The sequence below is a fragment of the Stutzerimonas sp. Brlt_14 genome (genome assembly GCF_051948915.1).
Classification (GTDB): domain Bacteria; phylum Pseudomonadota; class Gammaproteobacteria; order Pseudomonadales; family Pseudomonadaceae; genus Stutzerimonas; species Stutzerimonas stutzeri.
In genome coordinates this window covers 351,610-370,990 of the sequence record NZ_JAYJLM010000003.1, presented here as the reverse complement: position 1 = coordinate 370,990, position 19,381 = coordinate 351,610, and the positions used below count along the sequence as shown (strand labels likewise).

Annotated in this window: 17 protein-coding genes; 11 read left to right on the top strand and 6 right to left on the bottom strand. The window is 65.1% G+C overall.

All coding sequences use genetic code 11. The features are described from left to right. Positions 1-142: 142 nt before the first annotated feature. The 4 genes from glmU (at position 143) to glmS (ending at position 4,942) form a co-directional block, all read left to right on the top strand. The gene (glmU, locus tag VF716_RS08875) at positions 143-1,501 is read left to right on the top strand and encodes a bifunctional UDP-N-acetylglucosamine diphosphorylase/glucosamine-1-phosphate N-acetyltransferase GlmU (protein ID WP_011915189.1); all 1,359 of its coding nucleotides are present in this window, start codon (positions 143-145) and stop codon (positions 1,499-1,501) included. Between the two features lie 94 nt (positions 1,502-1,595). After that, positions 1,596-2,207, top strand: a complete 612-nt coding sequence (locus VF716_RS08870; RefSeq protein ID WP_011915188.1) for a LysE family transporter — start codon at positions 1,596-1,598, stop codon at positions 2,205-2,207. A gap of 99 nt (positions 2,208-2,306) precedes the next feature. Next, complete coding sequence (locus tag VF716_RS08865) at positions 2,307-3,089, top strand: DeoR/GlpR family DNA-binding transcription regulator (protein WP_011915187.1); 783 nt, start codon at positions 2,307-2,309, stop codon at positions 3,087-3,089. 2 nt (positions 3,090-3,091) lie between these two features. Continuing rightward, entirely contained in the window at positions 3,092-4,942 is a 1,851-nt protein-coding gene (glmS, locus tag VF716_RS08860; RefSeq protein WP_011915186.1) for a glutamine--fructose-6-phosphate transaminase (isomerizing), read from the top strand. A 60-nt stretch (positions 4,943-5,002) separates the two neighbouring features. Here glmS and VF716_RS08855 read toward each other — a convergent pair whose 3' ends face one another. From VF716_RS08855 to VF716_RS08840, 4 genes are all read right to left on the bottom strand, one after another. Continuing rightward, a complete protein-coding gene (locus VF716_RS08855; RefSeq protein WP_125876597.1) occupies positions 5,003-5,557 on the bottom strand; it encodes a biliverdin-producing heme oxygenase in 555 nt (184 codons plus the stop codon). Beyond that, on the bottom strand, positions 5,550-7,955 hold the full coding sequence (locus VF716_RS08850) for a response regulator (RefSeq protein WP_108242480.1): 2,406 nt from the start codon (positions 7,953-7,955) through the stop codon (positions 5,550-5,552). The genes VF716_RS08855 and VF716_RS08850 overlap by 8 nt, the downstream gene beginning before the upstream one ends. A gap of 63 nt (positions 7,956-8,018) precedes the next feature. Then, complete coding sequence (locus VF716_RS08845; RefSeq protein ID WP_108242479.1) at positions 8,019-8,495, bottom strand: response regulator; 477 nt, start codon at positions 8,493-8,495, stop codon at positions 8,019-8,021. Then, entirely contained in the window at positions 8,495-10,765 is a 2,271-nt protein-coding gene (locus tag VF716_RS08840) for an ATP-binding protein (RefSeq protein WP_108242478.1), read from the bottom strand. Before VF716_RS08840 ends, VF716_RS08845 begins: the two co-directional genes overlap by 1 nt. Positions 10,766-10,995: 230 nt before the next feature. On the opposite strand from VF716_RS08840, the gene VF716_RS08835 reads away from it, so the two are divergent. Together VF716_RS08835 and VF716_RS08830 are read left to right on the top strand one after the other, a co-directional pair. Continuing rightward, the gene (locus VF716_RS08835; protein ID WP_003291809.1) at positions 10,996-11,403 is read left to right on the top strand and encodes an SMI1/KNR4 family protein; all 408 of its coding nucleotides are present in this window, start codon (positions 10,996-10,998) and stop codon (positions 11,401-11,403) included. Positions 11,404-11,483: 80 nt separating this feature from the next. Beyond that, on the top strand, positions 11,484-11,858 hold the full coding sequence (locus VF716_RS08830; protein ID WP_011915181.1) for a DUF3301 domain-containing protein: 375 nt from the start codon (positions 11,484-11,486) through the stop codon (positions 11,856-11,858). Positions 11,859-11,863: 5 nt separating this feature from the next. On the opposite strand, the gene VF716_RS08825 is transcribed toward VF716_RS08830, so the two are convergent. Further along, positions 11,864-12,850 carry a CobW family GTP-binding protein gene (locus tag VF716_RS08825; protein WP_108242477.1) on the bottom strand — a complete coding sequence of 329 codons (987 nt, stop codon included), beginning with the start codon at positions 12,848-12,850 and terminating at the stop codon, positions 11,864-11,866. A gap of 71 nt (positions 12,851-12,921) precedes the next feature. Here VF716_RS08825 and VF716_RS08820 point away from each other — a divergent pair, with 71 nt between their 5' ends. After that, positions 12,922-13,284, top strand: a complete 363-nt coding sequence (locus tag VF716_RS08820; RefSeq protein WP_108242476.1) for an NADH:ubiquinone oxidoreductase — start codon at positions 12,922-12,924, stop codon at positions 13,282-13,284. Positions 13,285-13,326: 42 nt separating this feature from the next. Here VF716_RS08820 and VF716_RS08815 read toward each other — a convergent pair whose 3' ends face one another. After that, complete coding sequence (locus tag VF716_RS08815; RefSeq protein ID WP_413970430.1) at positions 13,327-13,857, bottom strand: DUF3617 domain-containing protein; 531 nt, start codon at positions 13,855-13,857, stop codon at positions 13,327-13,329. A gap of 165 nt (positions 13,858-14,022) precedes the next feature. On the opposite strand from VF716_RS08815, the gene VF716_RS08810 reads away from it, so the two are divergent. From VF716_RS08810 to VF716_RS08795, 4 genes are all read left to right on the top strand, one after another. Next, positions 14,023-14,538 carry a sigma-70 family RNA polymerase sigma factor gene (locus tag VF716_RS08810; RefSeq protein ID WP_011915177.1) on the top strand — a complete coding sequence of 172 codons (516 nt, stop codon included), beginning with the start codon at positions 14,023-14,025 and terminating at the stop codon, positions 14,536-14,538. Further along, positions 14,538-15,500, top strand: a complete 963-nt coding sequence (locus VF716_RS08805) for a FecR domain-containing protein (protein ID WP_068506071.1) — start codon at positions 14,538-14,540, stop codon at positions 15,498-15,500. The genes VF716_RS08810 and VF716_RS08805 overlap by 1 nt, the downstream gene beginning before the upstream one ends. A 99-nt stretch (positions 15,501-15,599) precedes the next feature. Next, positions 15,600-18,089, top strand: coding sequence for a TonB-dependent siderophore receptor (locus VF716_RS08800; RefSeq protein WP_068506072.1), 2,490 nt, complete (start codon positions 15,600-15,602; stop codon positions 18,087-18,089). A gap of 69 nt (positions 18,090-18,158) precedes the next feature. Further along, positions 18,159-19,364, top strand: coding sequence for a PepSY-associated TM helix domain-containing protein (locus VF716_RS08795; RefSeq protein WP_068506073.1), 1,206 nt, complete (start codon positions 18,159-18,161; stop codon positions 19,362-19,364). The last annotated feature ends 17 nt before the right edge of the window (positions 19,365-19,381 follow it).

The window sequence follows — 19,381 nt, the reverse complement described above, 5'->3', positions numbered from 1 at the left end:
CGGCTAGCGACTTCATCGCGCACGAGTAAAAGGGTAGCCTTGGCTACCCTTTTTCTTTTTCTGTCATTCGTCGGTAAAGACGCCTTGTACCGCTCGCAACGGGCGAAGCGCGGTCGCACCGATCCCGTTCAGGAATCGCTTCATGTCCCTCGATATCGTCATTCTCGCCGCCGGACAGGGCACCCGCATGCGTTCGGCGCTGCCCAAGGTGCTGCATCCGGTCGCCGGCCAATCCATGCTTGGCCACGTCATCGCCACTGCGCGCGCGCTGCAGCCGCGCAGCATCCAGGTAGTGATCGGCCACGGCGCCGAGCAGGTGCGCCAGCGCCTGGCCGGTGATGATCTCAATTTCGTCGTACAGGCCGAGCAACTGGGCACCGGTCATGCAGTGGCGCAAGCGCTGCCGCACCTCTCGGCCGAGCGCGTGCTGATTCTCTATGGCGATGTGCCGCTGATCGAAGCCGAGACCCTGCAGCGTCTGCTGCAAAAGGTCGGGCCCGAGCAGCTGGCACTGCTGACGGTGACGCTGGACGACCCGACCGGCTACGGCCGGATCGTCCGTGACGGGCGTGGCGAGGTGCAGGCGATCGTCGAGCACAAGGATGCCAGCGCCGACCAGCGCGCCATCCGCGAAGGCAATACCGGCATCCTTGCCGTGCCCGGCAGCCGCATCGGCGAATGGCTGGGGCGTCTGTCGAACAGCAATGCTCAGGGTGAGTACTACCTGACCGACGTGATTGCCATGGCCGTTGCCGATGGCCTGCGGGTGGCTACCGAGCAGCCGGCGGATGCCATGGAAGTGCAGGGCGCCAACGACCGCATCCAGCTCGCCGAGCTGGAACGTCACTACCAGCTGCGTGCCGCGCGCCGCCTGATGGCGCAGGGCGTGACGCTGCGCGACCCGGCGCGCTTCGATCTGCGTGGCGAGGTCAGCGTGGGCCGTGACGTGCTGATCGACGTCAACGTGGTGCTCGAGGGCAGGGTGGTTATCGAGGATGATGTGCAGATCGGCCCTAACTGTGTGATCAAGGACAGTACCCTGCGCCGTGGCGCGGTCGTCAAGGCCAACTCCCATCTCGAAGGGGCCGTGATGGGCGAGGGTGCCGATTGCGGGCCTTTTGCCCGGCTGCGACCCGGCAGTCTGCTGGGCGCCAAGGCGCATGTGGGCAACTTCGTCGAGATGAAGAATGCGAGCCTCGGCGATGGCGCCAAGGCCGGCCACCTGAGTTATCTGGGTGACGCCGAGATCGGCGCGCGGAGCAACATCGGCGCCGGCACCATCACCTGCAATTACGACGGTGCCAACAAGTTCCGCACGGTGATGGGCGAGGACGTCTTCATCGGCTCCAACAGCTCGCTGGTGGCACCGCTGAATCTGGGCGACGGCGCGACTACCGGTGCAGGCTCGACCATTACCGACGACGTGCCGGCGCATACCCTCGCGCTCGGCCGCGGGCGCCAGCGCAATATTGATGGCTGGCAACGGCCGACCAAGAAGTGAAACAGGGCCGGCCCGGCGAGCCGGCTGTCGGATTCGCCGCGGCCACGCAAAGGGCTTGTGACGCCCCGCAGTGGTTCGGCAGAAGGGGAATGGAATGTTCGGTGTGACCGACTACGGCGCTTTCGTGGTGGCCTTCATCATCCTTCTCGCCATTCCCGGGCCGGGCAATCTCGCGCTGATCCTCTCGACCGGCAAGGGTGGCGTTCGCGGCGGGCTGGCCTCCACCTTCGGCATCATCTTCGGCGACCAGGTATTGATGTGGCTTGCGGTCGCCGGTGTTGCCGCGTTGCTCAAGGCCTATCCGACGGCTTTCCATCTGGTGCAGTTGCTGGGAGCCGCCTACCTGATCTGGCTCGGTGCGCGCATGCTGCTGGCCAAGCCGGGCGCCGCACCGACGCTGACCATCCGGCCGCGCCAGTACCTCTGGCAGACGCTGGTGATCACCCTGTTCAATCCCAAGGCCATCGTCTTCTACATGGCATTCTTCCCGCTGTTCATCGATCCCCAGCGCCATCAGGGGTTGGTCACCTTCGCCTTCATGGCGGTCACCATCATGCTGCTGACCTTTCTTTACGGCTTGCTGGTGGTCCTGCTGACCCATCGTCTCGCCGAGCGCATGCGGGCCAATCCGCGAATCGCGCGCGGGCTGGAGAAGCTCGCCGGGCTGTTCCTGGTCGGCTTCGGCGTCAAGCTCACGCTCAACTGAGCGGACGCACCGCTTTTCGCTTCGGCCGATGCCACGCTTGCAGGCAGCGAATGCATATGTTTTGATTCGCACCATTAACTTTCGAATCGAAACATAGCAATGTCGAAGCGCAACACACCGCAACGCCGTCATGCCATCCTCGCCCTGCTCAACGAGCGCGGCGAGGTCAGTGTCGACGAGCTGTCGCGGCGCTTCGAAACTTCGGAAGTCACGATCCGCAAGGACCTCGCCGCTCTGGAAAAGAACGGCCTGCTGCTGCGTCGCTACGGCGGTGCGGTGCCACTGCCCCAGGAGCTGATCGGCGACAGCGTGCAGCCCGTCTCGCCCTACAAGCAGGCCATCGCCCGTGCCGCGGTCGGCTGCATCCGCGAGCACGCGCGGATCATCATCGACAGCGGCACCACTACCGCGGCGATGATTCCCCAACTCGGCCACAAGCACGGGCTGGTGGTAATGACCAACTCGCTGAACGTGGTCAATGCCCTGCGCGAACTGGAGCACGAGCCTGTACTTTTGATGACAGGTGGCACCTGGGACCCGCATTCGGAGTCCTTCCAGGGCCAGGTGGCCGAACAGGTACTGCGTTCCTACGACTTCGATCAGCTGTTCATCGGGGCCGACGGCATCGATCTGGAGCGTGGCACCACCACCTTCAACGAGCTGCTAGGGTTATCCCGGGTCATGGCCGATGTCGCGCGGGAGGTCATCGTGCTCGCCGAGGCCGACAAGATCGGCCGGCGCATCCCCAATCTCGAGCTGCCCTGGAGCAGCGTACACACCCTGATTACCGATGAGCGCCTCAGCGACGAGGCGCGCACCAGCATCCTGGCCCGCGGCGTCAAACTGATCTGCGTGGCCGTCGAACCCCATCCGGAGACCTGAGTATGTGTGGCATCGTTGGCGCTGTCGCCGAACGCAACATCACCGCAATTCTTCTCGAAGGCCTCAAGCGCCTGGAATACCGTGGCTATGACAGCGCCGGTGTCGCCGTGCTGAGCGACAGCGGAAGGCTCGAACGGCTGCGTCGCAACGGCAAGGTGGCCGAACTGGAAACGGCTCAGCAGCAGACCCAGCTGGTCGGTCGCCTGGGTATCGCCCACACCCGCTGGGCGACCCACGGCGCGCCCTGCGAGCGCAACGCCCATCCGCATTTCTCCGGTGACGACCTGGCGGTGGTGCACAACGGCATCATCGAGAACCACGAGGCACTGCGCGCCCGGCTGAAGGCGCTGGGGTACGTGTTCCTCTCCGATACCGACACCGAGGTCATCGTCCACCTGTTGCACCACAAGCTCGATGCGCTGGGCGACCTGACCGCCGCGCTGAAGGAAGCGGTCAAGGAACTGCACGGCGCCTATGGCCTGGCAGTGATCAGCGCCAAACAACCGGATCGCCTGCTCGCTGCGCGCAGCGGCAGCCCGCTGGTGATCGGCCTGGGCCTCGGCGAGAACTTCCTCGCATCCGACCAGCTCGCGTTGCGGCAGGTGACCGACCGTTTCATGTATCTGGAAGAAGGCGATATCGCCGAGATTCGCCGCGACGCCGTGCAGGTCTGGGACGTCAATGGCCAGCCGGTGCAGCGCGAGGCCGTGCAGTATCACGAAGGCGCCGAGGCGGCTGACAAGGGCGAGTATCGCCACTTCATGCTCAAGGAAATCCACGAGCAACCCAAGGTCGTGCAGCGCACCCTGGAAGGCCGTCTGGGCGATCGCCAGGTGCTGGTGGAGGCCTTCGGTCCGCAGGCCGGCGAGCTGTTCGCCAAGGTGCGCAACGTGCAGATCGTCGCCTGCGGCACCAGCTATCACGCCGGCATGGTGGCGCGTTACTGGCTGGAAGAGCTGGCCGGTATCCCTTGCCAGGTGGAGGTCGCCAGCGAGTTCCGCTACCGCAAGGTGGTGGTGCAGCCGGACACGCTGTTCGTCACCATTTCCCAGTCCGGCGAGACGGCCGACACCCTGGCGGCCCTGCGCAATGCCAAGCAGCTGGCCAGTGGAGACGGCGGCTATCTGGCCAGCCTGGCCATCTGCAACGTTGGCATCAGCTCGCTGGTGCGCGAGTCGGACCTGACCCTGCTGACCCAGGCCGGGCCGGAGATCGGCGTCGCCTCGACCAAGGCTTTCACCACTCAGCTGGTCGGGCTGATGCTGCTGACCCTGGCACTGGGGCATGTACGCGGCACACTGAGCGTGGCGCGCGAAGCGGAGCTGGTCGACGAGCTGCGGCGCCTGCCGACGCGCCTGGGCGAGGCGCTGGCCATGGATGCCACGGTGGAGAAGATCGCCGAGCATTTCGCCGAGAAGCACCACACGCTGTTCCTCGGCCGCGGCGCGCAGTATCCGGTGGCGATGGAAGGCGCGCTCAAGCTCAAGGAGATCTCCTACATCCACGCCGAGGCCTATCCGGCCGGTGAGCTCAAGCACGGCCCGCTGGCATTGGTCGACGCCGACATGCCGGTGGTGACCGTGGCGCCGAACAACGAACTGCTGGAAAAGCTCAAGTCCAACCTGCAGGAAGTGCGCGCCCGTGGCGGCGAGCTGATCGTCTTCGCTGATCGCGAGGCGGGTTTCGAAAACGGCGAGGGCATCTTCCTTGTGAACATGCCGCATATCCACGATGCGCTGGCGCCGATTCTCTACACCCTGCCGCTGCAGTTGCTGTCGTACTACGTCGCCGTGCTGCGCGGCACCGACGTCGACCAGCCGCGCAACCTGGCCAAGTCGGTTACCGTGGAGTAAGGCACCAGCAGGCTGCGATAGGTGTGTAGAAAGTAGAAAGGCCCCGCGGGGCCTTTTTGCTTAACCGGGTTCGCAGGCCCGCTCCTGCGTGGCGGCTTCGGCGAACAGGGCGAAGGTGGTCTCTGCCGCCGCCAGCATCGGTTCCCAGGCACAACGGGCGGCGTCACGTTCGAGGCGGGCGAGAAAGCCTGGCCAGAGCACGGCGACATCGCCATGTTCGAGGTAGCGGGTTGGAGCCTGTGGATTCGCCTCACGCAGGCGTCGCGCCAGCACCCGGCCGCCCAGACGCGATCCTTCGAGCACATAGGCGATGCCCCAGCAGGCGGCGTTGTCGGTGGGTTTTGCCAGCGGTGCGGGCGAGGGCAACGCACAGCCGAGTTGAGCGAGGTCCTTGCCCAGGGCGTGACGCCGGACCCGCGCGGGCCAGTCGTCCAGCACATCGCCGATGGCAGCCTGCTCGAGGGCTCGTTCTGCGGCGCAGAGCACTCGATAGTGGGCCCGCAGAAAGCGGCAGTAATCGTCCGGGTCGTGCAGATCGAAGCCCGAGAAGGCGCTGTCGACCCGATCGTGCAGCGGCGCCGTAGCCTGCCGCAGGCGCATGCGCAATTCAGCCATCGGCCAGGCTGCCTTCGCGCAGCGCGAGGTGGATCTTGTTGGCCAGCTGTTCCTCGCGAAACGGCTTCTGGATGATCGAATAGCCGTCCAGGCCAAGCTCGCAGAGCTCGGCATAGCCGGTGACGAAAACCACCGGCAGCTGCGGGCGGCGAACGCGCACCGCGCGGGCCAGTTCACCGCCGTTCATCCCCGGCATGGCGAAATCCGCCAGCAGCAGGTCCACCGCCGCTCCGTCGCGGAGCAGCTGCAGCGCATGGTCGCCGCTTTCCGCCTCGGTGACGGCGAAGCCGAGGTTTTCCAGCATCTGCGCCGTCACCTCGCGCACGCTGTGGTCATCGTCCACCAGCAGGATGCTGTGCTGGCTGTTCTCGTCGTGGCTGCCCGCAATCAGCGCCGTGGCCTGTTCCGGCTGCTCCGGCGCCGCGGTGCGTGGCAGGAACACCTTCACGGTGGTGCCGACCCCCACACGGCTTTCGATGCGCGCGCCGCCACCGGACTGCTTGGCGAAGCCGAACACCTGCGCCAGGCCGAGGCCGGAGCCCTTGCCAACTTCCTTGGTGGTGAAGAAAGGTTCGAACGCCTTGCTCAGCACTTCCTCGCTCATACCGGTACCGGTGTCGGTGACCGAGAGCACCACGTACTCGCCCGGCGCCGGATCTTCAGCCCGCAGCGCCGGCTCGGTGACCACCACGTTGCGCGTACCCAGCGTCAGCCGGCCACCGTCGCCCATGGCATCGCGGGCGTTGATCGCCAGGTTGAGAATGATCATCTCGATCTGGGTCGGGTCGACCAGCGCATGCCAGATGTCCGCCTGGGTATCGGTCTCGATGCTGACGCTGCCGCCGAGCGTGCTCTTCAGCAGGCTGAGCAGGCTGACCAGGGTGTCGTTGAGATCGATGGCGGTGGGTGCCAGCTGCTGGCGGCGGGCGAAGGCAAGCAGCTGGCCGGTGAGGGTGGCGCCGCGTTCGCCGGATTCGCGGATGTACTGCAATCGGCGCAGGCTGCGTTCAAGTGGTGCACCCTGCTCCAGATCGTTCTTCAGGAGGCTGGCACTGGTGAGAATGACGGTGAGCAGGTTGTTGAAATCGTGGGCGACCCCGGCGGTCAGCTGACCCACCGCTTCCAGGCGCTGCATCTGCTGCAGGGTGGCTTCGACCCGCTCGCGCTCCTGAATCTGCGCACGCAGCTCGCGGTTTGCCTCGGCCAGCTTGTCCACCGCGGCGATTTCGCTGGTGATGTCACGCGCCGCCGAATAGATGCGTCCGCCATCGGCCACGGCCGACCACGACAGCCAGCGGTAGCTGCCGTCGCGATGGCGCATGCGGTTGACGAAGCGGTTGGTGACCTTGCCGCGGCCGACATTGGCGTTCTCTTCCAGCGTCGCCTGCAGATCGTCGGGATGCACCAGCTGGGTCAAAGGCCGTTGCATCAGTTCGCTGTATGACCAGCCGAGCGCGTTCTCCCAGAACGGATTGAGCGCCACCGGCAGCATGTCCAGCTCGGTGACGGCGAGCAGGTCGCGGGAGAGCTCCCAGGTCCGGTCGCGTTCGCGGGTGCGCTCCTCGACCCGCTCGCCCAGGGTTTCGTTGATCTGTCGCAGACTCTGGGTAGTCAGCTGCTGCTCGGTGATGTCCATGACCACACCGACGAAGCGCGTGCACTGACCGCTCTCGAAGAAGGCCTGGCCGCGGGTCTCCATCCAGCGAATGCTGCCGTCGCCGAACACCACGCGATAACAGGTACAGAACTCGCCGGCATCCTCGCCGGAGATGGCGCGGATCACTTCGTCGTGAATCCGCTCGCGATCCTCGGGGTGCAGGAGTTGCTCGAACAGCCCCATGCTCACCGGCGCCTCCGTATCCAGGCCGAGCATGCTGCGATAGCGTTCGTCCCAGATCAGGGTGCCGCTCTGCGGCTCGTAGTCCCACATGCCCAGCCGCGCGGCATCGATCGCCAGGCGCGCGCGCACTTCCACCTCGCGCAGCGCCTGTTCGGCCTGCAGGCGCCGGCGGCGCTCGTTGACCTCGCCCAACGCTCGTTCCACGGCCTTGGGCAGAAAGCCGAGGTTCTGCTTTAGCACGTAGTCGACGGCGCCGGAGCGCATCATGTTTACCGCGTGCTCTTCGCCGAATACGCCGGAAAGGAAAATGAAGGGGGTCTGCGGGGCGAGCCTTCGGGCCTCCTGCAGCGCCTGGCTGCCGGAGAAACCGGGCAGGATGAAATCCGCCAGGATCAGATCGAAGCGGCGTCGCTGTAACGCTTCGACCACCCCGGCGTGGTTGTAGACCAGCTCCGTCTGCAAGGTGTAGCCGCTGCGCTCCAGCGCCAGCTGGGCCAGTTCGGCATCATGCCGGCTGTCCTCGATGAACAGGACACTGATGTTCTTTGACGCTGGCATATCCGTCCTGTCGAGGGAGCAGGGATCGTCGATACGGTCCGCCAGGCAAGGCGGACCGTTTCGTTATGAGTTCTTTTCTTCTTTGTTGCGCGCACGCTTGAGCCGCAGGGAACCCGGCGGCGGTTCGTTGAGCACGGCCCAGAAGATGCCGAGATCGGAGATTGCGGCGACAAAATCGTTGAATTCGACCGGTTTGACCACGTAGGCGTTCACCCCGAGCTCGTAAGCCTTCATCAGGTCGGGCTCTTCCCTCGAGGAGGTCAGCATGACCACCGGAATTCTGCGCAGCTCGGTGGTCTCGCGCACGGTCTTGAGCACTTCCAGTCCGTCGACCTTCGGCAGTTTCAGGTCCAGCAGCAGGACGGCCGGGTTTCCATCGGCGCGGTCGGCGTAGGCGCCGGTGCGCTGCAGATAGCTCAGCGCCTCGGCGCCGTCTCGCATCACCACCACGTCGTTGGCCAGCTGGCTGCGCTCCAGGGCGATCAGCGTCAGTTCCAGGTCGTGGGGGTTGTCCTCCACCAGCAGTATCGGTTTCAGCATCAGATGTCTCGGTCCAGGAGGGACGATCTGTAAGTCAGTTTAGGCAGTGCGAAATAGAAGGTGGCGCCCTTGTCCAGCTGGCCCTCGGCCCACACGCGTCCATCGTGGCGCTCGACGATGCGCCGCACGCTGGCCAGGCCGATGCCGGTGCCCTCGAACTCTTCCATGCGATGCAGGCGCTGGAATACGCCGAACAGCTTGCCGGCATACTGCATGTCGAAGCCGACGCCGTTGTCCCGCACGTAGACCACGACCTCGCCCGAGCGCTGTTCTGCGCCGACCTCGATGACCGCGACGTCGCGGGTGCGGCTGTACTTCACCGCGTTGTCGATGAGGTTGCGTAGCACCATGTGAATGAAGGCGGCATCGGCGACGACGATCGGCATCGGCAGCAGGTGCCATTCGATCTGTCGCCCCTCGCAGTCCGGCGCCAGCTCCTCGCGAATCGAGGCGACCAGCGCACCGAGGTCGACGTCCGACAGGCGCAGGGCGGCGCGGCCCATCTGCGAGAAGCTTAGCAGGTTGTCGACCAGTGTGCCGGCGAAACGTGCGGCGTCGGCGATATTGTCGAGAAAGCGCATGCCGCGCTCGCTGAGCTGGCTGCTTTCCATTTCTCCGAGCAGTTCGGTATAGCCGGCGATATGCCGCAGTGGCGCCCGCAGGTCGTGGGACACGCTGTAGGAGAAGGCCTCCAGTTCCTTGTTGCTGGCGCGCAGCTCGCCGGCCAGCTGGGCCATTTCCTCGGCCTTGCGCAGCACGATGCCAAGCACCGAGTTGCGCAACTCCAGCGCGCCTTCGATTTCGACCTGATCCCAGGCATGCGAGTAACCGCGCAGCGTCTCCTGCCAGCGTTCGAAACTGTGGCGGGGGCTGAGCGCACCGCTGATGCGATCGATCTGCTTCTCCGGCTGGCCGGCCCAGTTCACGGTCTTGACCTGCTCGCGGCGGAACCAGATCAGATAATGGGCGTGCAGCCGGGAAATGGAGATGGCCATGACGCCGGCACAATGCTCGGCCAGCGCGGGCAGGTGCGGAATGTCGCGGCTGATGCAGTCGCTCTGGAAGACCAGCTGGTCATGCCGTTGGCCCAGCCAGTGGGCGAGCTGCATGATCAGTTCGCTGTCCGGCGCATCGCCAACGGTCTCGCAGTTGTCAGCGGAAATCACGGCCGCGCCTTCGGCCTTGGCGAAGCCGAGCACCACCTCGGGCGCCTGGCGAAAGCCCTCCACCACGCTGTCGCGGTCGGCCATGGCCGACAGCAGGTGGACGATCTGCTGACGCAGTTGCAGCTTGCGCTGCGCCAGGGTCTCGGTTTCCCTGGCCTGGATCTGCAGGGCAAGGATGCGGCCGAGCAGCTCGCAGGCGGTACGGGTCTGGTAGCTGACCTGCCGTGGCTGGGCATCGTGGCAGGAGATCAATCCCCACAGGCGGTCGCGGATGACGATGGAAATGGACATCGACGCCAGCGTGCCCATGTTGCGCATGTACTGCAGGTGCACCGGAGAGATGCTGCGCAAGGCGGAAAAACTCAGGTCCAGTGGCGTGCCGGAAATCGGGTTCAGGGTCGGCACCAGGGGCGACGGCTGGTAGTTGGCGTCCTGGATCACGCGAATCAGGTTGTCGCGGTATAGGCGCCGGGCCTGCTGCGGAATGTCCGCCGCCGGGAAGCACAGGCCCAGATAGGACGGGTAGCCGGGGTCGGCGACTTCGGCCAGGACCAGGCCGTTGTCTTCGGCATCGAAACGGTATGCCTTGACGCGCCCGAAGCTGGTGATGCGCTTGACCTCTTCGACCGCATGCTGACACAGCGCTTCGAGTTCGCGGGCTTCCTGCAGGCGGGACACGAAGGTGCGCATCAACGGATACAGCGCCTGGTAGGCCTGGCCAGAGTTGCCGGCGCGCTCGAACTCGAGGATCAGCTGGCCCTGGTGCCGGTGCGCCATCAGCGCCAGGAGCAGGTCACCCGCGCCCGGCAGGGTGAGCTGTACGTCGCTCAGGTGGAACGGGTTGTGATCGCCATCCTGCAGCGCCGGCAGGCCGGCCTGGATACGCTCGATCGGCAGCAGGGCCGACAGTGGTTGCCCGAGCAGCTGACGCGCCTCGACGTCCAGCCAGTCGCGCACGTTCTCGCTGGCCTGCTGAATGCGCAAGTCGGGCTCGCTGACCACCAGCAGGAAGCCGTGCGGCTGGATGCTGCCCGGAATATGGATGGGCTCATCGGCACATCGGTCGATCGCCTCGAGCAGGTCCTGGGCTTCGGTAGTGCTCATTGTGTGTGTCCTTGTTCTGGTCTCGTCCGGACCGGAGGTGACGGGCAGGCACCAATGCAAGTTGCTACCTAATGTCGGCGACTATCGGTTGATCGCGCTGAATCAGTGGGAAACGCAAATAGCAGAGCGTATTGCTCGGTCAGGCACTTTAACCCGACAGAACTGGCTCGCCAATCCGGCGGGCTGTATAAACGGAGCCTGGCGCTGGGGCATTACGACAGGAGGTGGAGATGGAAGAGGTCATCGAACAGCTGCGCGAACTCAACGAGCCGGTTCCGGTGCCGCTGGAGCTGCCGGACGACGATCTGCTGGTGGAGATCGAGGAGCAGTTGCTGATCAACCTGCCGTTCGGCCTGCGCGAATTCCTCCTGCAGGTCAGCGATGTCATCTATGGACGCCTGGAGCCGGTCACCGCTACCGACCCGCAGTCGCATACCTATCTGCCGGAAGTCGCCGCCAACGCATGGGACGCCGGCGTGCCGCGCGATCTCATCCCGATCTGCCAGGATGGACGCGACTATTACGTGGTCGATCTGGACGGGCAGGTCACCCTGTGGGATGGCGACGATGGCGAGCTGACCGAGGAGAGCTGGGAATCGGTCTGGCACTGGGCGCGCGATGTCTGGCTGGAAAGCTGACGGATGTTCGACGGCCTCCACAGGGTAGCCGGGCGGCGACCTGCTAAGCTGGGCGCCCGCTGGCCACACGCGCGCACGCCATGCTGACGCTGGGTAATCTGTTCCTGTTCATGTTGCTGGCCGCCGCAGGCGCCTGGCTCTGGCATTCCCATGGCATTCGCGAGCGTGCCCTGCAGGCGGTGCGTCGGCATTGCGACAAGCTGGATGTCGAGCTGCTCGATGGCAACGTCGCCTTTCGCAAGCTGACGCTGCTGCCGGATGCCCGCGGCCGCCGGAGGCTCGCGCGGATCTATGGCTTCGAGTTCACCGTCACCGGCGAGCAGCGCCATCCCGGCAGCATCGTCATGTTCGGGGCACAGGTCGGCCGTATCGAGCTGGCGGCTCATCCGTTCCGGCCGGCCGACGAGCCGGGCCGCGTGATCCAGCTCGATGACTGGCGTCGCTCGCGCGACTGAGCGCCTCAATCGGCGATCCGGCAGGCCTGCAGACCGCGTTCCAGTTCCAGCTGATCCTGCGGTTCGCTGAAGATCAGTTCGAGTCGGGAGTCGCGCCGCCACTCGCTGGGGCGAAACGCCAGTGTCTGACCCTCGATGGCATTGGCCGACTGCCAGCCGTTGCCGCCGTGGATCACCAGCTTGGCGCGCTGCCAGGGCCATTGCGCCAGCCATTGCGCGATACGGTCGAGGTCCAGCCGCTGGCTCGGGTGCCAGCGCCAGCCGATGCTCCAGGCGTGTGGTGTCGCCTGTACCTGGCAGATCGCCTTGCCCGTATCGAGCCAGACCTGGTTCAGCGCAGGCGCCCCATTCGGCAGGCTGATCGGTTGCCCGGATTCGCTGGCGCGTGCACCGATGCCTGGTAGTCGATCGATTGGCAGCTGGCCGTGGGTCGTCCAGTACAGCGGGCGCTCCGGTAGCTGGCGGGCCAGCGCCTGGCGGCTTGGATCGTCGAGCCCCTCGCTCTTGTTCAGCAGCAACAGGCCGGCATCGGGCAGGGCTTGCCGCTGGCTGTCGGGCAGCGTCTCACCGCGATGCAGCGCGGCGGCATCGAGCACCAGTACGCTGGGCTGTACCGCCAGCACGCGCTGCCAGGGTGGTTGACGCAGCTGGCACAGCAGTTCGGCTGGATGGCCCAGTCCGGACGGTTCGATCAGCAGGCGATCCGGCCGGGCCTTGCGCAGCAGGCGCGCCAGGCCGACCTGAAAGGGCAGACCGTTGACACAGCACAGGCAGCCGCCCGGAATTTCCGCCATTGTCACGCCGTCCGTGTCAGGACCGAGCAGCGCAGCGTCCAGGCCGATCTGGCCGAATTCGTTGATCAGCACCGCCCAGCGCTCGTCGGCCGGCTTTTGCGTCAGCAGTTGGTGGATCAGGCTGGTCTTGCCGGCGCCCAGCGGGCCGCCGACCAGATGAGTGGGGATCTGTTCGAGCATGGCGGCTATGGTGCGCATTTTGCGACGCCGCTGAAAGAGGCAGCGTCGCCGCGTGCTAAAGTCGGCGCCGTTTTCCGGAGGATGCCGACATGCGATTACCGATCTTGCTGACCCTGCTGTGCAGCGCTGGCGTTGCGCCGCAAGCCATGGCTGAAGCCTGCGTCATTCGCAGCCATGACGATCGGGTGGCGGTAATGCTCTGCCAGGCCAATGGCAACATACCCACCGAGCTGTTTCGCAGCGGCTTCTGCCAGCCGGAGCTGAAGGGCCAGCAGGTCGAGGTGGAGTTCGTCGAGCAATGCCCGGACGGCGCCTTCGGCATCTGCCGCGACGCTCAGGTGTCAAACATGCCGTACCGGCAGGACATTCACTATTACGGCGTGGCCAGCGATGCGCGCTTTCTGCAACCGGCCTGCGAGGAGAATAGTCAGGGCCGTTGGCAGGCGCAATAAGCGCAGCCCAGCAGGCATGGGGGTTTCACGTGGAACCTCGAGTCAGCGTGCCGGCTTCAGCGTGCCGCAATCATCGGCAATCCAGCGCGCATGGGACTCGATCCGTGAGCTGCCGGTTTCAGTGCCCTGGCGGTATTCGCTGTCCACGGTGCTGACGAACTCCTTGTCGCTGATAAAGCGTGTCTCGCCCTGGCCACGGGCGTCGGGGCATTCGAAACGGAACTTCCAGAGCTTGTCGCCACGCTCGGTGATTTCCTGAGTGCACGCCGGATCGTCCTTGAAGGGCAACTCGTCCGCCTCGACCTGGGCCTTGCTCAGGCAGATCTGCACACCCTTGCCGCCGAGCTTAACTCCCTGGGCGGCGAGCATCTCTTCCATCATCCGCCGCTGGTCCGCCGGCAGGTTCTGCATCTGCTGCAGCATCGCGTCCATACCGGGCATCTGCTGGCCATCGACCTGGATATCGCCACTGCTGAACTCCCACAGGCCGGGGAGGATCTTCGGTTGCGCATGCGCCGGCAGCAGCGTCAGCGACAGGAGAGAGAGGGCGGCCAGGCGCGGCAGGTAGGTCATGGTTCGAGCTCCGATTCGGTGATGCTTTTCAGCCTAGTCGAGCCTGAACCAGACGGTAGCCTGATCCACCTTCGACGGCTGAATGGCGCCGTGCAGCGGTTACCCGTGGATTTGTGTTGTTGAGAAGCGTTAGCATTAACCGCTGCAGCGCTCATGGGAGGCCGCATGGCAACAGAAGGTATGCTTCGGCAGCAGATGCTGCATCGGTTCTACGCTGATCACCACGGCTGGTTGAATGGCTGGCTGCGCCGTCAGCTCGGCTGTAGTCAGCGTGCGGCCGACCTCGCGCAGGACACCTTCGTGCGGGTGCTGAGCAAAGACGACGACATGGCCGCGATCCGCGAGCCCCGGGCCTATCTGCACACCATCGCCAAGGGCCTGTTGATCAACCATTGGCGCCGCCGGCAGATCGAGCAGGCTTATCTGGATGCACTGGCACTGCAACCGGAGCCGGTGGCACCGTCGCCGGAGTCCCAGGCGCTGATCGTCGAAACCCTGCTGCGGATCGATGCCATGCTGGCGCAGCTGCCCACCAGGGTGCGCAGCGCTTTCCTCATGTCGCAGCTGCACGGCATGACCTACGCGGCTATCGCCACCGAACTGGGCGTATCCGAGCGCATGGTGAAGAAGTACATGGCGCAGGCCATGCTGCATTGCCTGATGCTGGTAGCGGAGGACTGATGGGCAGCGACTACCGCGTGTTGCAGCAGGCTGCCGAATGGTTCGCCCTGCTGCAGTCCGGCTCGGTCAGCGCCAGCGAGCGCCGCGCGTGGGCGGCATGGCTGGAGCAGCCGGAACACGCCCAGGCGTGGGCGAAGGTCGAGCGCATCAGCGGCCAGTTTCAGCCGTTGACCAGCGACGCCATCGGCCGAGCCGCCGGGGCCATGCTGCAGCAACGGCAGTCGACCCGGCGGCAGGTGTTGAAGGTGCTCTCTGTGGTCTGCGGCGGAGCAGTCCTGACCGTCGCAGGCGGTGCGCTGCCCTGGCAGCGTTGGGCGGCCGATGAGCGCACCGCCGTCGGTGAGGTTCGTGATCTGCGCCTGGCCGATGGCACCCGGTTATGGCTGAACACCGACTCGGCGCTGGATATCCGCTTCGACGCGAAGGAGCGGAGGCTGTCGCTGCAGCATGGCGAACTGCTGATCGACGCGCCCGCCAGCCGGCGCGGACGACCGTTGGTGTTGAGCAGTCGCGAGGGGCATGTGCGCAGCGAGCAAGCCGCGCGCTTTTCGCTGCGCCAGGAAGAAGGGCGCACGCGTCTCAGCGTGTTCGCTGGCGTCGTGGACATTCAACTCGAGGGTTTCGGCGTGACCAGCGTGCCTGCCGGCCAGCAGGCTGCGTTCGACCGTCGCCATGTCGGGCCGCTGGCTGCTGCGCGCGCCGAGCACCAGGCTTGGGCGACCGGGGTGCTGCTGGCCGACAACCAGCGTCTCGAGGACTTCCTCGCCGAACTGTCGCGCTATCGCCACGGCTACCTCGGTTGCGATCCACGGATCGCCGATCTGCGTGTGGTCGGGGCGTTCCCGCTGGCCGATACCGACCGTGTACTGCAAGCCCTTGCCGCTACGTTGCCTGTGCGCATCGAGCGGCGCATGGCCTGGTGGGTCAGCCTGGAACCGTTGCCCAAGCAGGCAGGTGTCTGAGCCAACGCTTACGCGAATAAAAAATATTCGCATCTGCAGTTCCCTTTCCGGATTCTCGCCGGGCATAGGACGAAACCCGTCATTCGAACAGGACTTCCCATGCGCTCGACCGCCTTGCCCTTCCTTCCCGACCGTTCCCGTGCCCTGGCGCTGGGTATCCGCGCCGCGCTGCTGTGCCTGCCCCTGAGCATCGCTCCCGGCCTGGCCAACGCCCAGTCGACGACCCAGCAGGCGGTGCGCAGCTACGACATCCCCGCTGGCCCGCTGTCCAGCGCACTGAGCCGCTTCGCCGGCGAGGCCGGGGTGCTGCTATCGGTGGACGGCAGCTTGCTGCAAGGCCTGGAAACGAACGGGCTGCGCGGCCAGTACGGCGTCGACGACGGGTTTGCCGCACTGCTGCAGGGCAGCGGCCTGCAAGCCGTGCGCGACGGCCAGGGCAACTACTCGCTGAGCCGCCGTACGGCACAGAGCGATGCCGTCGAGCTGCAATCGATGACCGTCGAAGGCTTCGCTCTGGGCAATGCGCTGGGTTCGATGGAAGGCTACAACGCGACGCATAGCAGCGTGGCGACCAAGACAAGCATGCCGCTGGTAGAGACCTCGCAAACCGTCTCGGTGGTCACCCGCCAGCAGATCGAGGATCAGGGCTCGCGCTCCATCGCTCAGGCGGTGCGCTACACGCCGGGCCTGATGAGCACGCCCTATGGCGCCACCACCCGCTACGACTATGTCGCCATGCGCGGCATCACCGACGGCTCGGTGGACAACCTTTACCTCGACGGCCAGAAGCTGCTGGGCGACAGCGGCACCTACAGCACTCTGCAGGTCGATCCGTACTTCATCGAGCGCATCGACATTCTCAAGGGACCGTCCTCGGTGCTCTATGGCCGTAGCCTGCCGGGTGGCCTGGTGGCGATGACCAGCAAGAAGCCGCAGAAGGAAGCCAGCCGCCAGCTGCAGTTCTCCTACGGCAGCCACGATTACAAGCAGGCTGCGTTCGACTTCACCGGCCCGCTGGACGACGAGCGCATCGCCTATCGCCTGGTGGGCGTGGCCAAGGATGCCGACAACCAGGTCGATGGCATCGAGGAGCAGCGCTATGCGGTGATGCCCTCGGTGAGCATCGACTTCACCGACGACACCCGCCTGACCCTGCTGGCGATGCTGCAACGCGATCCGGAAAGCGGCTACCACGGTGGGTTGCCGGCCGACGGCACGGTGACGTCGCACAACGGTCAGCGCATCTCGCGCAGCTTCTTCGAGGGTGACAGGGATTACGAGAAGTTCGAGCGCGACCAGCAGATGATCGGCTATCAGCTCGAGCATCGTTTCAACGATGTCGTGTCAGCGCGGCAAAACTTCCAGTACCTGGACTCCACCGTGGACTCGGGGCAGGTGTATCAGTACGGCTATGTGGCCCCGGGTTCCGATGAGCTGGTGCGCTACTACACCGGGGCCGACGAAGCGCTGCACGCCTGGACCATCGACAACCAGCTGCAGTTTCTCTTCGATACCGGCGCACTCAGCCACACCCTGGTCACCGGCCTCGACTACCAGCGGCGCAAGGCGAGGGTCAATTACGACGCGGGCGCCGGTTTGCCATCGATCAATCCCTACACGGGTGCCGTTAGCGCTGGCAGCCCGGTGTTCTATTACCAATACGACGAAACGCGCAAGCTGGAGCAGACCGGCCTCTATGTGCAGGACCTGATCAGCCTCGACAACTGGCGCTTCTCGTTGGGCGTGCGCCAGGACTGGGTGGATGTGTCCTTCGATCACACCAACGATGCAACTTACGGCGATCAGTCCGATAGCGCCAAGCTGGAGCAGTTCACCGGTCGCGTCGGCGTGCTCTATGCCTTCGACAACGGCCTGTCGCCCTACGCCAGCTATTCCGAGTCGTTCAACCCCAATGCCACTGCAGCCTACAACGCCAACGGCAGCGGCGGCTTCGACATCACCCTGCTCGAACCTACCGAGGGTGAGCAGTACGAGGTTGGTCTGAAGTACCAGCCGCTGGGTACCGATGATCTCTACACCATCTCCTATTTCGACCTGAAGCAGTCCAACCTGGCGAACAAGGACTCCAACGAGAACTTCTACCGCGCAGTGGGTGAGCTCACCTCGAAGGGCGTGGAAGTCGAAGCGCGCCTGCGGCCCATCGAGCAGGTCAACCTGATCGCCAGCTACACCTACATGGACGTCGAATACTCCAAGGACTTCACCGGCGCTGCTGGCGTCAACAACCGCGGCAACACGCCGAATGCGGTGGCGCGCAACATGGCTTCGCTGTGGACCGACTACACCTTCGATCAGGGGCCGCTGGCCGGTCTTCAGGTGGGCGGTGGGGCGCGCTACTTCGGCAAGAGCTGGGCGGACGCAGAGAACACCCTGCGCATCCCGTCCTACACCTTGTATGACGCGATGCTCGGCTACGACCTGTCCCACGTGGGGCTGCAGGGGGTTGGCGTGCGCCTGAACCTGAACAACCTCACCGACGAAAAATACGTCGCTGCGTGCAACAGCCTGAGCCAGTGCTATTACGGCGAGTCGCGCAATGTCATGGCTACCGTGACCTACGACTTCTGATAACGCTGAGCCGCCGCCGGTCCCCAAAGGCCGGCGGCTTTGTGCTTTCTGAAAGACGGACAACCGACGATGCGTTCGATTCTTGTGCTCCTGCACCGCTACATCGGCCTGGCCACGGCGATCTTCCTGTTTCTCGCCGGCATTACCGGCAGCATCCTGGCCTTCCATCACGAGCTGGATGAATGGCTCAACCCGGAGTTCTACCACACCACCAGTGAGGGGCCGGTGCTGTCGCCGGGGACGCTGGTGGAGCGCGTCGAGCAGGCCAACCCGCGCATGCAGGTCTGGTACATGGAGTTTCCCAGCGAACCCGGCCACGCCGCGCTGATGGCGCTGGTGCCGCGCGACGATCCGGCGACCGGCAAGCCCTATGACGAACGACCCGTGGTGCATTACCTCGATGCGGTGACTGGCGAGCCGGTGGGGACGCGCTATTGGGGCGAGTGCTGCTTCTCGCGCAAGAACTTCGTGCCCTTCATTCTCGAGTTCCATTACAACCTGTCGCTGCCGGGCAACTGGGGGCTGTGGTTGATGGGCATCGTGGCGATCGCCTGGGTAATCGATTGCTTCGTCTCGCTGGTGCTGACCTTCCCTCGCGGCCGGCCGTTCTTTTCCAAGTGGTGGACGGCCTGGAAGATCAAGCGCCAGCGCATGAACCACGACGTGCACCGCGCCGGCGGCCTGTGGCTGTGGCTGCTGCTCACGCCAGTGGCGGTCAGCAGCGTGGCGATGAACCTGCCGGAGCAGGTGTTCAAGCCGGTGGTCTCACTGTTCTCGCCCGTTGAGCCGAGCGTCTATGAGGCCCGCGGGCGGATGCCGGCCGAGCAGTTGGGCACTACCGCCTACGACTTCCACCAGGCGTACGACTACGCCATGCAGCACGCCGCCGAGCTCGGCCTGACCGAAGCGATCACCGAGCTGTACTACAGCTTCGAGTACAACTTCTATGGCGCCGGTTTCGGCGAGCACGACAGCAATCAGGGCAATGCCTGGCTGTTCTTCCACGGCACCGACGGGCGCCTGCTCGGCCAGGAGATTCCTGGCCAGGGCACGCTGGGGCAGCAGTTCCACCTGCTGCAACCGGCGATCCACGGCGGGCGCATTCTCGGCTTGCCGGGTCGCATCCTGATCGCCGTGCTGGGCGTGGCGATCGCGGTGCTGTCGGTGACCGGGGTGGTGATCTGGTGGCGCAAGCGACGCGCACGCATCAGCGCGTCGCTGCGTGAACCACGCAGGGGGAATGCAGCGTCGGCAAATCCGGTCGGTGAGCCATGATGGCCAACAGGCTCGTG

Bases quoted from the DNA above. Each gene is read 5' to 3' on its own strand.
- glmU (WP_011915189.1), top strand. From the start codon at position 143: ATGTCCCTCGATATCGTCATTCTCGCCGCCGGACAGGGCACCCGCATG.
- VF716_RS08870 (WP_011915188.1), top strand. From the start codon at position 1,596: ATGTTCGGTGTGACCGACTACGGCGCTTTCGTGGTGGCCTTCATCATC.
- VF716_RS08865 (WP_011915187.1), top strand. From the start codon at position 2,307: ATGTCGAAGCGCAACACACCGCAACGCCGTCATGCCATCCTCGCCCTG.
- glmS (WP_011915186.1), top strand. From the start codon at position 3,092: ATGTGTGGCATCGTTGGCGCTGTCGCCGAACGCAACATCACCGCAATT.
- VF716_RS08855 (WP_125876597.1), bottom strand. From the start codon at position 5,557: ATGGCTGAATTGCGCATGCGCCTGCGGCAGGCTACGGCGCCGCTGCAC.
- VF716_RS08850 (WP_108242480.1), bottom strand. From the start codon at position 7,955: ATGCCAGCGTCAAAGAACATCAGTGTCCTGTTCATCGAGGACAGCCGG.
- VF716_RS08845 (WP_108242479.1), bottom strand. From the start codon at position 8,495: ATGCTGAAACCGATACTGCTGGTGGAGGACAACCCCCACGACCTGGAA.
- VF716_RS08840 (WP_108242478.1), bottom strand. From the start codon at position 10,765: ATGAGCACTACCGAAGCCCAGGACCTGCTCGAGGCGATCGACCGATGT.
- VF716_RS08835 (WP_003291809.1), top strand. From the start codon at position 10,996: ATGGAAGAGGTCATCGAACAGCTGCGCGAACTCAACGAGCCGGTTCCG.
- VF716_RS08830 (WP_011915181.1), top strand. From the start codon at position 11,484: ATGCTGACGCTGGGTAATCTGTTCCTGTTCATGTTGCTGGCCGCCGCA.
- VF716_RS08825 (WP_108242477.1), bottom strand. From the start codon at position 12,850: ATGCGCACCATAGCCGCCATGCTCGAACAGATCCCCACTCATCTGGTC.
- VF716_RS08820 (WP_108242476.1), top strand. From the start codon at position 12,922: ATGCGATTACCGATCTTGCTGACCCTGCTGTGCAGCGCTGGCGTTGCG.
- VF716_RS08815 (WP_413970430.1), bottom strand. From the start codon at position 13,857: ATGACCTACCTGCCGCGCCTGGCCGCCCTCTCTCTCCTGTCGCTGACG.
- VF716_RS08810 (WP_011915177.1), top strand. From the start codon at position 14,023: ATGGCAACAGAAGGTATGCTTCGGCAGCAGATGCTGCATCGGTTCTAC.
- VF716_RS08805 (WP_068506071.1), top strand. From the start codon at position 14,538: ATGGGCAGCGACTACCGCGTGTTGCAGCAGGCTGCCGAATGGTTCGCC.
- VF716_RS08800 (WP_068506072.1), top strand. From the start codon at position 15,600: ATGCGCTCGACCGCCTTGCCCTTCCTTCCCGACCGTTCCCGTGCCCTG.
- VF716_RS08795 (WP_068506073.1), top strand. From the start codon at position 18,159: ATGCGTTCGATTCTTGTGCTCCTGCACCGCTACATCGGCCTGGCCACG.